10 protein-coding genes are annotated in these 14,411 nt (G+C 74.0%); 8 read left to right on the plus strand and 2 right to left on the minus strand.

Going from position 1 to position 14,411, the window contains the following annotated elements; genetic code table 11:
* The first annotated feature begins 25 nt into the window (after positions 1-25).
* From ACL06G_RS12485 to ACL06G_RS12510, 6 genes are all read left to right on the plus strand, one after another.
* Positions 26-1,165, plus strand: coding sequence for a MalY/PatB family protein (locus tag ACL06G_RS12485; protein ID WP_412787676.1), 1,140 nt, complete (start codon positions 26-28; stop codon positions 1,163-1,165).
* Between the two features lie 163 nt (positions 1,166-1,328).
* Entirely contained in the window at positions 1,329-2,759 is a 1,431-nt protein-coding gene (gene egtA / locus ACL06G_RS12490) for an ergothioneine biosynthesis glutamate--cysteine ligase EgtA (RefSeq protein WP_412787671.1), read from the plus strand.
* Complete coding sequence (gene egtB / locus ACL06G_RS12495) at positions 2,756-4,141, plus strand: ergothioneine biosynthesis protein EgtB (protein WP_412787670.1); 1,386 nt, start codon at positions 2,756-2,758, stop codon at positions 4,139-4,141. Before egtA ends, egtB begins: the two co-directional genes overlap by 4 nt.
* Positions 4,141-4,965: an ergothioneine biosynthesis protein EgtC gene (gene egtC / locus ACL06G_RS12500; RefSeq protein WP_412787669.1), complete on the plus strand. Its 825-nt coding sequence runs from the start codon at positions 4,141-4,143 to the stop codon at positions 4,963-4,965. Before egtB ends, egtC begins: the two co-directional genes overlap by 1 nt.
* A complete protein-coding gene (gene egtD, locus ACL06G_RS12505) occupies positions 4,962-5,924 on the plus strand; it encodes an L-histidine N(alpha)-methyltransferase (RefSeq protein ID WP_412787668.1) in 963 nt (320 codons plus the stop codon). Before egtC ends, egtD begins: the two co-directional genes overlap by 4 nt.
* A 67-nt stretch (positions 5,925-5,991) precedes the next feature.
* Positions 5,992-6,810, plus strand: coding sequence for a hypothetical protein (locus tag ACL06G_RS12510; RefSeq protein WP_412787667.1), 819 nt, complete (start codon positions 5,992-5,994; stop codon positions 6,808-6,810).
* A 61-nt stretch (positions 6,811-6,871) separates the two neighbouring features.
* On the opposite strand, the gene ACL06G_RS12515 is transcribed toward ACL06G_RS12510, so the two are convergent.
* Positions 6,872-7,681: a hypothetical protein gene (locus ACL06G_RS12515; protein WP_412787666.1), complete on the minus strand. Its 810-nt coding sequence runs from the start codon at positions 7,679-7,681 to the stop codon at positions 6,872-6,874.
* Between the two features lie 268 nt (positions 7,682-7,949).
* Between ACL06G_RS12515 and ACL06G_RS12520 the strand changes: the two genes are divergently transcribed.
* Both ACL06G_RS12520 and ACL06G_RS12525 read left to right on the plus strand, forming a co-directional pair.
* Positions 7,950-9,584 carry a M28 family peptidase gene (locus ACL06G_RS12520; RefSeq protein ID WP_412787665.1) on the plus strand — a complete coding sequence of 545 codons (1,635 nt, stop codon included), beginning with the start codon at positions 7,950-7,952 and terminating at the stop codon, positions 9,582-9,584.
* A 259-nt stretch (positions 9,585-9,843) separates the two neighbouring features.
* On the plus strand, positions 9,844-12,690 hold the full coding sequence (locus ACL06G_RS12525; protein WP_412787664.1) for a helix-turn-helix transcriptional regulator: 2,847 nt from the start codon (positions 9,844-9,846) through the stop codon (positions 12,688-12,690).
* Here the strand turns inward: ACL06G_RS12525 and ACL06G_RS12530 are convergent.
* On the minus strand, positions 12,674-14,293 hold the full coding sequence (locus tag ACL06G_RS12530) for a putative glycoside hydrolase (protein WP_412787663.1): 1,620 nt from the start codon (positions 14,291-14,293) through the stop codon (positions 12,674-12,676). The genes ACL06G_RS12525 and ACL06G_RS12530 overlap by 17 nt on opposite strands.
* Positions 14,294-14,411: the final 118 nt, after the last annotated feature.

A 14,411-nucleotide genomic window follows, 5' to 3' on the forward strand; every position in this document is an offset into this window, starting at 1 on the left:
CCAGGCGACGCGGACCGATCCGCTGATGCAGTGCTCCCCGGCGGGGCTGCGGCGGCGCACCAGCACCAAATGGCGCTTCCACCCGCCGGACGTGCTGCCGCTGTGGGTGGCCGAGATGGACGTGCCGCTCGCCCCGCCCGTCGCCGAGGCGCTGCACACGGCGGTGGCGCTCGGCGACACCGGCTACGCGGAGGGCCCCGGGCCGTACGCGGCGGCACTGGACCACTTCGCCTCGCGGCGGTGGGGGTGGCGCGTCCCCGAGGAACGGACCCGGCTGGTACCGGACGTGATGCAGGGCGCGGCGGAGGTCGTGCGGCTCCTCACCGCGCCCGGCGAGTCCGTGGTGGTGACTCCGCCCGTGTACGCGCCGTTCCTCGCACTGGTCGCCCGGCTCGGACGGCGGCTGGTCGAGGCGCCGCTGGACGGGGCCGGACGGCTGGACTCCGAAGCGCTGGAGACGGCGTTCCGCACCGCCACGGCGGGCGGCGGGCGGGCCGTGCTGCTGCTGTGCAGCCCGCACAACCCCACGGGGACGGTGCACACCGCCGCCGAACTGGCCGCCCTCGCGGACCTTGCCGAGCGGTACGGGGTGCGGGTGGTCGCGGACGAGATCCACGCGCCGCTGGTGCCGCCCGGCGGCCCGGCCTTCACTCCGTACCTTTCGGTGCCGGGAGCGGCACGCGGCATCGCACTGTTCTCCGCCTCCAAGGCGTGGAACCTCGCGGGCCTGAAGGCCGCTGTGGCGGTGGCGGGAGAGGCGGCCGCCGACGATCTCGCGCGGATGCCGGCGGAGGTGGGCAACGGGGCCTCGCACTTCGGCGTGCTGTCGCACACCGCGGCGCTGCGGGACGGCGGGGCCTGGCTGGACGGCCTGCTCGCGGGTTTGGCGGACAACCGGAAGCTGCTCGGGGATCTGCTGGCGGAGCGGCTTCCCGGGGTGCGGTACCGGCCGCCGGAGGGCACGTTCCTGGCGTGGCTGGGCTGCTCGGGGCTCGGCCTGGGGGACGACCCCGCTGCCGCGTTCCTGTCGGAGGGACGGGTGGCACTGGTGCCCGGGGAGGTGTTCGGCACCGGAGGCGCCGGCTTCGTCCGGCTCAATTTCGCCACCCGTCCGGACCTGCTCGCCGAGGCCGTGACCCGCATGGCGGCGGCCCGCCCGCGCTGAGCGGAGTCCCGTGCGCGCACCGGACGGGGCCGCGCGTCCCGACACGCCGGGGGCCCGGGCCGGAACCCGTCGCGCACGCCGCTGATCGTGCCTACCATGTCCCGAGGACCACCGAAACGGGGTGTGCGAAAGCGCACCGTCCACCTCTGCGAGGGGAGTCCCCGTGGCCCGTGCGCATCCAGCCCGGAGCGGCGATCCGCTCACCGAGTCCGAGGCCGCGGCCCGCATCCACGGCATCTGCTTCAAGACCGGTCCACCGCGCCGTGTCGGCGTCGAACTCGAATGGCTGGTGCACGACCTGCCCAGCCCGCACGACCCGCACAGCCCGCACGACCCGCACGACCCGCACGACCCGCCTTCCGGCGGTGGCGACGACGCCCTGCCGACCTTCCCGCTCCTCCGGGGTCCCGATCCCGCGCGCTACGAGAGTGCCCTCCGCGCACTGCGCGCTCTGCCTCTTCTCTCCTCCCTGACCGTCGAGCCCGGCGGACAGCTCGAACTCAGCTCCGCCCCCGCTCCGTCGCTCCCCTCCTGCGTGCGTTCGCTGCAGAGCGACCTCACCGCCGTACGCCGCTGCCTCGCCGCACACGGCCTGGCGCTCGCCGGGCACGGCCTCGACCCGTGCCGCCCGGCCCGCCGGGTACTGGACCTGCCGCGCTACCGCACCATGGAGGCGTACTTCGACCGGTCCGGCCCCGCCGGGCGGGCCATGATGTGCAACTCCGCCTCCGTCCAGGTCTGCGTGGACGCCGGAACGGAGGAGCCGGGCCCGACCGGACACGCCCGTCGCTGGCTGCTCGCGCACCTGCTCGGCCCGGTACTGCTCGCCGCCTTCGCCAACTCACCGCTCCACCACGGGGTGCCGACGGGCTGGCGCTCGACGCGGCAGACGGTGTGGGCCGCCATCGATCCCGGACGCACCGCCGCCCCCTCACTGCGGCACGAGCCCCGCACCGCCTGGACCCGGTACGCCCTCGACGCGCCCGTGCTGTGTGTGCGGGGTGCGGACGACGCCCCTTGGGCGGTGCCGCCCGGCCGGGGCTTCACCTTCCGCCAGTGGCTGCGGGGCGCCGGCCCGCGGCGGCCGGTGCCGGAGGACCTCGACTACCACCTGACGACACTCTTCCCTCCGGTCCGCCCCCGCGGCCATCTCGAACTGCGCATGATCGACGCGCAGCCCGGTGCCGACGGCTGGATCGTTCCTGCAGCGGTGACCACCGCGCTCTTCGACGATCCGGCCGCCGCCGAGAGCGCCTACCGGGCCGTGAAGCCGCTGGCCGACCTCGAGGGAGAGGAACCGGCACCCCGCAGTCCGCTCTGGCGCCGGGCCGCGCGGGACGCGCTGACCGACCCCGAACTGCACGCTGCGGCCCGCCTCTGCTTCACCGCGGCACGGGAAGCACTGCCGCGCCTGGGCGCGGCGCCGGAGGTCCTGGCAGCGGTCGACCGCTTCACCGCACACCACCTGGAGCGGGGCCGCTGCCCCGCCGACGACGTGCTCGACACGTACACCCGGAGGGGGCCCGCCCGGGACACCGGCGCCAGCGGCGTCACACGTCCCGGCGCCACGGCCGTATCGAAGGAGTTCCGATGACCACCGCCCACCGCACGATGCCGTACGACCCCGAGGCGCTCCGCAGCCGTGCCCTCCACGTCCTGACGGCCGCGCGGGACCGCACCACCCTGCTCACCAGCGCCGTCGACGAGCACGACCTGACCGCCCAGCACTCCCCGCTGATGTCGCCCCTGGTGTGGGACCTCGCGCACATCGGCAACCAGGAGGAGCAGTGGCTGCTCCGCGCCGTCGGCGGGCGGGAGGCGATCCGCCCCGACATCGACCCGCTGTACGACGCGTTCGAGCACCCGCGGGCCGAGCGCCCGTCGCTCCCCCTGTTGCCGCCGGCGGAGGCCCGCGCCTACGTCGCGGAGGTGCGCGGACGCGCCCTGGACGTGCTGGAGAGGAGTCCGCTGCGGGGTAGCGGTCTGCTGGACGGCGGCTTCGCGTTCGGCATGATCGCGCAGCACGAGCAGCAGCACGACGAGACGATGCTCATCACCCACCAGCTCCGGAACGGACCCGCGGTCCTCACCGCCGCCCCGCCTCCGCCCGCACCGGCGGACGCGTCCCTGCTGCCCCGGGAAGTCCTCGTCCCCGGGGGCCCCTTCACCATGGGCACCGACACCGAGCCCTGGGCGCTGGACAACGAACGCCCGGCCCACCGGCGGGATTCGGCGGCGTACTTCATCGACACCCTGCCGGTCACGAACGGCGCCTACGCACACTTCGTGGAGAGCGGCGGCTACGACGACCCGCGGTGGTGGACGACGGAGGGCTGGGCGCACATCCACCGGCACGGCCTGCACGCACCCCGGTTCTGGACACGCGAGGGCGGCCAGTGGCTGCGCGACCGGTTCGGGGTCACCGAACCGGTGCCGCCGGAGGAGCCGGTGCAGCACGTGTGCTGGTACGAGGCCGACGCGTACGCCCGGTGGGCGGGCCGCCGGCTGCCCACCGAAGCGGAGTGGGAGAAAGCGGCGCGGTTCGACCCCGCCACGGGCCGCTCCCGTCGCTACCCGTGGGGCGACGCCGACCCCGAACCCCGGCACGCCAACCTGGGCCAGCGGCACCTCCGACCCGCACCGGCCGGCAGCTATCCCGACGGTGCCTCGCCCCTCGGCGTACGGCAGTTGATGGGCGACGTGTGGGAATGGACGTCGAGCGACTTCCTCCCCTACCCCGGGTTCCGCCCGTTCCCCTACCGGGAGTACTCCGAGGTGTTCTTCGGCGGCGACTACAAGGTGCTGCGCGGCGGCTCGTTCGCGGTCGACGGGGTCGCCTGCCGCGGCACCTTCCGCAACTGGGACCACCCGGTGCGGCGCCAGATCTTCTCCGGGTTCCGCACCGCGCGCGACGCGGAACCCGAGCAGGCCGCGGCGACGCGGCACCACGAACGCGCAGCGGGAGGTCCCGCCTGATGTGCCGCCACCTCGCCTACCTCGGGCCGCCTCTCGCGCTGGGGACGCTGCTGCGCAGCCCTTCGCACTCCCTCCACCGGCAGTCCTGGGCGCCACGCCGCCAGCGCCACGGCACCGTCAACGCCGACGGCTTCGGCGTCGGTTGGTACACGCCCGAGGATCCCGTGCCCGCGCGCTACCGGCGCGCCCGCCCGGTCTGGGCCGACCCGTTCTTCGACGACCTGTGCCGGACCGTACGCTCCCACGCCGTCCTGGCCGCGGTCCGCGACATCACCGAGGGCTGTGTGGCCGACGAGTCCGCCGTCGCCCCGTACACGGCCGGGCGGTGGCTGTTCAGCCATAACGGCTCCCTGACAGGCTGGCCCCGCTCGGTGTCCGGGCCCGCCGCGGCACTGCCCGCCGAGGCGCTGCTGTCGCTGGAGGCACGCTGCGACTCCGCGCTGGCCTGGGCGATGGTCCAGCAACGGCTCGGGGAGGACGGCGGTCCCGGGGAGGCGCTGACCGCCGTCACCCTCGAACTGGGGCGCGCCGCCCCGGGCTCCCGGCTCAACTTCCTCCTCTGCGACGACCGCACCCTCGCGGCCACCGCCTGGGGGGACGAGCTGTGGTACCTGCACCGCGGCGGCGAGGCACTGGTCGTGGCCTCCGAACCGTACGACGACGACCCGCTCTGGACGGCGGTGCCCGACCGGCACCTGCTCACCGGCGACCCCGCGTCCGTGCGGCTCACCCCGCTCGACGCCCGCCCCGCGGCACCGGCCACCCCCTCTTCCGTACCGCTCGACGAGACCGCTCGTCCCCACTCCGAGGAGCACGCACTGTGAGCTCGTTCTCCCTCACCCGAAGCCTGCCGCAGGACGCCACGGCCGCGGCGCTCCGCGCCGACGTGGAACGGGGGCTCGCACGGCGGCCGAAGACGCTCCCTCCGCGCTGGTTCTACGACGCCCGCGGCAGTGCACTGTTCGAGGAGATCACCCGCCTCCCGGCCTACTACCCCACCCGCGCCGAGCGGGAGATCCTGCAGGCCCGCGCGGACGGGATCGCCCGCGCCTCCGGCGCCCGCACCCTGGTCGAACTCGGCTCCGGCTCCTCGGAGAAGACCCGGCTGCTCATCGATGCGCTCGGCCCCGGACTGCACTACGTACCGGTCGACGTCAGCGAGTCCGCACTCACCGGTGCGGCAGAGACACTCCTGGCGGACCACCCGGACCTCACGGTGCGCGCTCTCGTCGCGGACTTCTCCTCCGCTCCCCCGCTCCCCGCGTCGCCTCGCCCCCGGCTGCTGGCGTTCCTCGGCGGCACCATCGGCAACCTGCTGCCCGACGAGCGCGCCCGTTTCCTCACCATGGTCCGCTCGCTGCTCGCCGAGGACGACGCGCTGCTCCTGGGAACCGACCTCGTGAAGGACCCGGGCACCCTGGTCGCGGCCTACGACGACGAGGAGGGCGTCACCGCCGCCTTCAACAAGAACGTGCTGTCGGTCCTCAACCGCGAACTCGGCGCCGACTTCGACGGGGACGACTTCGCACACGTCGCGGTGTGGGACGCGGAGCACGAGCGGATCGAGATGCGGCTGCGGGCGCTCAGGCCGGTGCACGCCAAGATCCCGGCAGTGGACATGAGCGTCCGCTTCGACGCCGGCGAGGAGATGCGCACCGAGGTGTCGGCGAAGTTCCGCGAGGCCGGCGTGCGCACCGAGTTGGCGGCTGCCGGGCTGGCGCTGCGGCACTGGTGGACCGACCCGCGGGGCAGGTTCGCACTCTCTCTGGCCTCCCCGGCCTGACCGGGACGGACGGGGACAGGGCGGCACCGGCCCGTGTGCGCCGGGCCGGACCGCTTAGGATGCCGCCATGAACTACGGTCAGGGGGATCCGTTCGGATCCGGAGGATCCACACCGGACTGGGCCGCGCTCGCCGAGGAGTCGGAACGCAAGGGTGCGGCCCGGCGGCGCCGACTGGTGATCGGTGGCGCCGCAGTGGCCACACTCCTCGTCGGTGGCATCGTCGCCGTGGCCGTGACGACCGGGAGCGGCGGCTCCCCGTCCGACGGGCCGTCGCAGGCCCTGCCCAGCCCGGAAACCCTGCCGCCCGAACCGGAGCCGTCCTTCGAGGACAAGCTGCCGCCGGCACCCCCGCAGGACTACCTGAAGGACCCGGAGAAGGACACCGCCCCCCTCAGCACGGACACGCTGTTCCCGGAGGCGAAGGCACTCGTCAACGGGCGCGACTACACGCGTGCGGCGAAGGACGCCACCACCGACTGCGCCTCCGTCGCCTCGGACGCGCTGGGGAAGCTGCTGGAACAGCACGACTGCCGGAAGCTGTTCCGCGCCACGCTCCACAACGGCGGTCTGGCCGTGACCGTCGGCATCGCCGTCCTCCCGACCGAGCAGGACGCGGCGGCCGTCAAGAGCGACTACGAGCCGAACGTGGACGCCCTGTCCGGCGGCGCCGTGCCCGAGTACTGCACCGACGTCGAATGCCGCACCACGGTCAACTCGCTGGGCCGCTACGCCATCATGACGCTCGCCGGGCACGTCGACGGCGAGCCTGCGGGCGACGACGACGAGCCCGCCAAGCAGGCCGCGATCGACGGCTCGAACTACGGGTACGAGCGCCTCGTCGACCGCGGCAGGCGCCAGGCGGAGGCCGACGCCGAAGCGGGCTGAGCACCGGAGCGGCTCCCCGTCCGGCGCCGGCCCGCCGGCGCCCGCCTGCCGGCCACCGGCGTCAGCCGAGCTTCGCCAACTGCGCCTCGACCAGCGGCGCGGGCGCGTCGGCGGAATCCCCCTCACCGGCGAGTGCGGAGAGGTTGGTGGACTGGAAGGCGGCGACCAGGCCACCCTCCCGGTAGACCGTGTACCGGGCCATCGGCGTGATCTCCCCGCCGATGTCGACGTTCACCGTGAAGGCGACGGCCTCGTCTGCGCCGCGCAGCGGCTCGTCGGCGCTGACCCCGCCGACCTTCTGCTTCTGGCCCGCCACGGTGAACCCGTCGCTGCAGGACCGCGTCCAGGAGCGCAGCTCCTCCATCGCGTCCGCCGCGCCCCCACCCGCATAGGTGGCCACCGAGACCCGGACCACGGCGGCGCTCAGGGCGTCGTCCAGCGCCTTCCCCAGCTCGTCCAGATCCTCCGCGGAGACCTCCCCGTCGCCGTCCGGCGCGCCCTGGCCGCCCTTGCGCTGCTCGGTGGCGGTGCGCACGACCACACCGGCCGGGTCGCCCGGCGCGGAGCGGGCGGCGAGGCCGATGTAGGGGGAGCAGGCCGCCGGTTCGGCCTTCGTGCCCTGCGGAGGCGCCCCCGCGTCGTCCGCAGCCGCCTTCTCGATCGAGAAACCCTCGACATCGCCCTGTTCCAGGGCCAGTTCCGTGAGCTCCGCGGTCGACAGCGCCTTCGCAGCGGAGGTGCCGGCCTTCGCCCCGTTCGCCGGGGACTCCTTGTCCGGTGCGTCCGAACCGCCCGAGCAGCCGGCGACGAGACCGAGCGCCGCGACCGCCGCGGCGACGACGGCCCCCGATCTCCACATTCTGTTGCCCATTTCTCACTCCCTGTAAAGAATAAGGAGGGTTGATCCTCGGTGATCACCGCGCGGACAACAAGCCGGATGCCCTAAATGCGCACCCCGGCGTGGTCACGAACACGTTGCGTTTCCCTGCGTGTTCCTCCCCCGCCACCTCATCTCTCCGTGACGACAAGGGTTTTCCCCGATACCCCTCCGAGCTCCGGGCCCCGATCCTCACCACAGGGCACGGCGGTCCCCGCCCTGCCCACTGCCCGACGGGGGAACCCAGCAGAGGGAGGACGGAATGCCGAGTCTCAGACGCACGGCCGCGTCCCTGGCGGTCCTGGCCCTGTCGTTGTCCGGCACCGCGCTCGCCGGCACGGCCGCGCACGCGGCCGGCGACGGCGACCGGGGGAACGCCGTGGCGGCAGCGGCCGCAGCACCCGACATCCAACTGGCCGCCGTCAAGGACCATCTCGGCGCCCTGCAGGACATCGCGGACGCCAACGGCGGCAACCGCGCCCACGGCGAGCCGGGTTACTCCGCCTCGATCGACTACGTGCAGAACGAACTGGACGCCGCCGGCTACGACACGCAGGTCCAGAGCTTCAGCTACTTCGGTGAGACCGGCTACAACCTGATCGCGGACTGGCCGGGCGGGGACCCGGACCACGTGCTGATGGCAGGCAGCCACCTCGACAGCGTCAGCGCCGGCCCCGGCATCAACGACAACGGCAGCGGCTCCGCCGGCATCCTCGAAGTCGCCCTCGAGGTGGCACGCACCGGCCACCAGCCCGACAAGCACCTGCGGTTCGCCTGGTGGGGCGCGGAGGAACTCGGCCTGATCGGCTCCGAGCACTACGTCGACTCGCTGTCGTCCACCGAACAGCAGCGCATCGACGGCTACTACAACTTCGACATGATCGGCTCGCCGAACGCGGGCTACTTCGTCTACGACGGCGACGACTCCGACAACACCGGCTCCGGCCCGGGCCCCAACGGCTCCGCCTATCTGGAGACCGTGCTCGAGGACTACTTCGCCTCGGTCGGCGTCGAGACCCGCGGCACCGACTTCGACGGCCGCAGCGACTACGGCCCGTTCATCGCCGTGGGCATCCCCGCCGGCGGCACCTTCACCGGCGCCGAGGGCTACAAGACCTCGGAGGAGGCCGCCCTGTGGGGCGGCACGGCCGGACAGCCGTACGACGCCTGCTACCACAGCTCCTGCGACGACATCGGCAACCTCGACGACACCGCCCTGAACCGCAACGCCGACGCCATCGCCCAGGCCGTGTGGACCGTGGGCGGCACGCAGTCCGCGGACGACTTCTCGCTCTCGGTCTCCCCCGCCTCCGGAACGGTCGAGGCCGGGCAGTCGGTGACCGCGACCGTCGACACCACCGTCACCCGGGGGTCCGCCCAGACCGTGCAGTTCTCCGCCCAGGGCCTGCCCACCGGCGTCACCGCGAGCTTCCAACCGGCGACGGTGACCTCCGGCCAGTCCACCACGCTGACGCTGACCGCCGCGGCGGACGCCCCGTCCACCACCGCCACCGTCACGCTCACCGGGGACGGCAGCGCGGCCTCCGACGCCACCGGCTACAACCTCACCGTCAACGGCACCTCCAGCTGCGGCGGTTACGACAACACCGCTTCCGGATCGGTGAGCAGCGGCGCCGTGGACGTGCACCCCGACGGCAGCTACTACCACTCCGACGTCTCCGGCACCCACAGCGCCTGCCTCGACGGTCCCGACGGTGCCGACTTCGACCTCTACCTGCAGAAGTGGAACGGCTCCTCCTGGTCCGACGTCGACGAGTCGATCAGCTCCGGACCCGACGAGCAGATCACCTACAGCGGCACCTCCGGCTACTACCGCTACCAGGTCCACGCCTACAGCGGCTCCGGCAGCTACACCGTCGCGTGGACCACCCCCTGACACCGCCGAGGTCACGGCCCCAGGCCTATAGCACCTTCCGATAGCGCGGTGCGGCCCCGACCCGGGAACCCGAGGTCGGGGCCGCACCGCGTGCGCCCGCACGGCCCGCGACACTTCCGCCGCCCCACGCGCCATTGAGACGCGTTCCAGGGGTGGTTACTGTCACCTCCGCCGTGCCGCCCGCCCGCGCCGGAGGGGGAGGACCATCGCCGAAAACGCCGTGCACCCCGACGGGCCGGGACCCCCACCGCGGCAACCGGTGGGCCGTACCCGGCTGCTCGCGGCACTGGAATCGCTCGTCGGCGCCGGCACCGGCGCCGTCCTCACCGGCCCGCAGGGCATCGGCCGCTCCACGCTGCTCGACAGTCTCGGCACTGCCGCCCTCGAACGCGGCGAACTGGTGCTGAGCACGGCCGGAACGGAGGCGGAGCGCGGCACCCCGTACGCCGGCCTGGTCGGTCTGCTCGGACGGGTCCCCGTCGAACGGCTCGCCGGCCTTCCCGCACCGCAACGCAACGCCCTCTACGCCCTGCTGTCCGGCAGCGGCAGCTCCGCGGGCCCCGCCGCCGACCGGCAGCCGCCGGTGTACCGGCACGCGCTGCACCGCCTGCTCGACCGGTGCGCCGCCGAGCGGCCGGTGCTGCTCCTCGTCGACGACGCGCAGTGGCTGGACGGCGCCACCGTCGACGTCCTGCGCCACGCGCTCCGGCGGACGGCGGGCCCCCGCGTCCGGGCCGTCACCGCCGGCCGCTGGCCCACGCACCCGGCGGCGCCCGCGGACAGCCCCGGGCCGTGGAAGCCGGCGCCGTCCGCCGCCGTGCTCCCCGTACCGCCGCTGGCCGCCGACGAGACGGCCGAACTCCTCGCCCGGCACGGCCTCCCCGCCCGCATCGCCAACACCCTGCACGCGGAGTCCGGCGGCAACCCCTCCCTCGCCCTGGCACTCGCCGAAGCCTTCGCGGATCGCGTGCCCCGGCACGGGCGCCCCGCGCCGCTGCCGCAGCAGGTCCACACCCTGATCGGCGAACGACTCGGCGCCCTGCCCGAGCGGACGCGGCGCACACTCCTCACCGCCGCACTGGCCGCCCGCCCGACGGTCGACCTGCTGGTGCGTGCCGGACACGCCGGGGCCGCCCAGGACGTCCGCATCGCGGCCACCACCGGGCTGGTCTCCCCGGACCGCGGGACCGTCCGCTTCACGCCGCCCGCCGTGGCCGCCGTGCTCGCCGAGTCCACCGAGCCGGGCCGCTGCGCGGCCGTGCACGCCACGCTCGCCGACACCTCCCCCGACGCGGCCGAGCGGGCGCGGCACCGCGCCCTGGCCGCTCCCGGCCCGGACGCCGCTCTGGCCCGGTCGTTGGCGGAGCAGGCAGCGGCGGCTACGAGGCGGGGCGCGCACCGGGCGGCGGCGGAGCTGTACCTGCTGGCAGCCGACACTTCTCCCGGCGAACCGGCACCTGCCGACGCGCCCGCCCACCGTACGTCCTCAAGGCGGGCGGGGAGACGGACCGCACTGCTGGTGGCGGCCGCCGAGTCGGGAGCGGCCGCCGGCATGCCGGCCCTGGTGCACCGGGCCGTGGACGCCGTCCTCGGGTCCGACGCCCCGGACGCGGCACGGGTACGGGCGCGCATCGCCCTGCTGGACCTGTCCGGACAGGGGCTGTCCGAGATGGACGAGGTGTTCGCCGCCGCACGGCTCGAGGCGGGAGACGACCCCGCGCTCACCGCGCCCCTGCTGCTGCGCCGGTCGTGGGCGGCGCTGGTGCGGGGCGAGCCGGAACGCAGCGCCCGGGAGGCGGAGTCGGCCGCGGCCCTGGCACGCAGCGCGGGCGACGGCGCGACCGAGGCCATGGCGTGGACGGGCGGCGCCGTGGCGGCCCTGGTCGCGGGTCGCCACGAGCACCGCGACCTCCTGGAGCGTGCCGGGAAGACGGCCGCGGCGCCACCGGGCCTGCTGCACGCCTCCCCCCGTTTCGTCGCCGCCCGGTTCGCGCTGTTCGAGGACCGGCTCGGCGAGGCGCGCCAGGAACTGCTCGGCATGCTGGCCCTCGTCGATCAGGGGTCCGGGGAGGAAACCGTCCACGTGCTGCGGGCCCTCGCGGAGGTCTCCGCGCGAACCGGCCGCTGCCGGGACGCGCTGGACTACGCGGACCGGGCGGTCCGCCTCACCGAGGAGGCCTCGCTCAGCCCCGGCCCCGCCTGGTGGAGCGCCGCCGTCGCCGAACTCGCGGGCGGCAGCATCGCCCGTGCCGCCGTCTACGCCGAACGGGGGCTGCGTGCCTCGGAGGAGGAACGCGACGTGCTCCACGGCATCCGGAACCTCCACGTGCTCGGGCAGGCCCGGATGCGCGACGGAGACCTGCGCGGCGGTGTCGAGGCGCTGCGGCGGGTGCGCGCCGGGGAGCGCGAACGGGGCCTCCGTGCACCGCAGGTCGTGCGGTGGGACGGCGATCTGGTCGCCGGCCTGACGGCGCTGGGAGAGACGGAGCACGCGGCGGTCGTGCTGCGGGAGGCGCGTGGCACGGAGGGGTCCTGTGCGGCGGGTCCGGGTGTGGCCGCCCAACTCGACCGCGCCGAGGCGCTGCTCAGGGCGGCATGCGGCGATCCGGCCGGTGCGCTGGAGCTGCTGCGGGATGCGGAACTGCGGTTCGGAGAACTGGGGCAGCCCCTGGAGGTCGGACACTGCCTGCTGGAGAGGGCGCGCGTGGAGCGCCGAAGACGCCGGCACGCCGCCGCACGCGGCGCCGTGAACCGCGCCCGCACCCTGTTCGAACGCTGCGGGGCGCGCCCCTGGGTCGAGCAGAGCGGGCGCAGCCTCTCCGTGACCGGGCCCGGTGGTGCTCTCCCCTCCCGGCGTTCCGGTGGGGGCGGCGGGGCGGAGAGCCTCACCGGCAACGAGGCGCGCATCGCCTCCCTGGTCGGCGAGGGTGCCACCAACCGGGAGGTGGCGACGCGGATGTTCCTGAGCGTCAAGACGATCGAGGCCTCACTGACCCGGATCTACCGCAAGCTGGGCGTCCGCTCCCGCACGCAGCTCGGCACGCGGCTGCGGTCGGGAGCGGATGCCCGGGAGGCCGGCGGCGACGCCGTCAGTCGTGGCGTGTGAGCGCCTCGGCGTGGTAGCGGGCTCCCGCGTTCCACAGGATGAACGAGTCGAGACCGTCGTCCCGGGCCCCCTGGATCTGTGCGGACACCTCGTTCGGCCCGTAGGAGACGCCGAGGGAGAAGTCCTGGAGCCAGGGCACGACCTGCGCACCGGTGCCTTTCACCTGCCGCTTGAAGTCCGCCAGCGACCGCTTGACGATCCGGTAGGGACTGCTGTTCGGGTCGGAGACGCCGTACTCGCCGGCGGCCCAGTGCGACGGGTAGACCATCGGTGCGATGTAGTCCGCCTGTTCGGCCATGGTGGGGATGTCCTGGGCGATCTCGTCGGGACGCGTCGCCGCCACACCGAACACACAGGCGCCGAGGAACGCACCCTCGGGACGGACGCGTTCACGGGTCTCGGCCATGAAGGACGCGATGGACACGGTCGGCTTCGTGTCGCCCAGCCCCGGGAAGCGGAAGCCGGACATCGGCCCGTCGGGACGGCGCACGTAGTCGTAGAGGACGTCGTCGAAGCCCAGCTTCGCGGCCTCGACCGCGATGTCCATGTTGTACTTGCGGACCGCCGGGTTGGCGAAGTTGGTGAACGCGAGGCTTCCGTAGTGGCCGCCGCTGTACGGGGCGCCGGACGGAGTCAGCACGAGGCGGTCGTCCTTGCCCGCGCGGTGCGAGGCGGCTGCCAGCATCGGGTCGCGGAAGGCGACGATGCGCCCCACCACGCGCACCCCGCGGTCGTGCAGCTGACGGATCGCCTTCTCGGCGTCGTAGTAGCCCTTGGCCGCCCCGATCCGCTTCGCCAGCGGCACCTGGGAGTCGTAACCTATCTCGCCGTCCTCGTCCTTGATGTCGAGCTGGACGGCGTTGATCCGCCCCTCCTCCGCCATGCGCAGGATCGGCTTCCGCAGGGCGTCGGAGGTCCACCCGATGGCCGTGATGTGCACGGCGCGGGTCTCGGGGTAGCTGACGAGCACCGTGGCCTGCTCGGTCGTCTCGTTGCCTCCCGCGTCGGCCGCCCGGACCTCGACCTCCGTCAGGGGCTTGCGCAGCCGGTGCGAGAACGAGCCGTCCTCGCCCACCTCGACCTCGGCCCCGGCCACGGTGACGGTGTCCGCGCCCTCCGCACGTCCGCGTACCGTCGCCGGCTCACGCAGCGACTCCGCCTTCGCCTTCTCGACGGTCAGCCGGGGCGCCACGGTGTCGACCGTGAACTTCCGGCTGGTGCTCCTGTCCATGCCGATGCCGCTCTCCGAGGAGAGCGACACCTCGTGCGGCCCCTCGCTCAGATCGGCGGCGTCGACGAGCAGGCGGCGGTTCCCCACTGCCCTGGCCTCGACCTCCTCGCCGTCCAGACGCACCGTCAGGGATTCCGGCGCGCCCCCGCTCCGGACCACCAGGGTCAGATGTCCCTCGCGCATCTCGGCCCGGTTGAGCACCGATCCACCCTCCAGGCCCACGACCTGCATCCGGGGCGGAACGGCGCGGAACGCGAACGCCGCCGTCACGGCGCTCCCGACCACCACCAGCACCACCGCGAGCACGACGACCAGTCTGCGATATCGGGGATCGAGGACGCTGTTGCGGCTGCGCGCTGCGGCGGGACTCATGTGTACGACCACCTGCCGTTCCGATGAAGATCATTCTGGATATCCGGCTTATCAGGTGCACGACGCCCTGGGAAGATTCGGAGGGGCCTGACTCGGCAACGATTCCTGTACCCCCACT

It is taken from the genome of Streptomyces callyspongiae, assembly GCF_047200695.1.
In the GTDB taxonomy this organism is placed as follows: Bacteria; Actinomycetota; Actinomycetes; order Streptomycetales; family Streptomycetaceae; genus Streptomyces.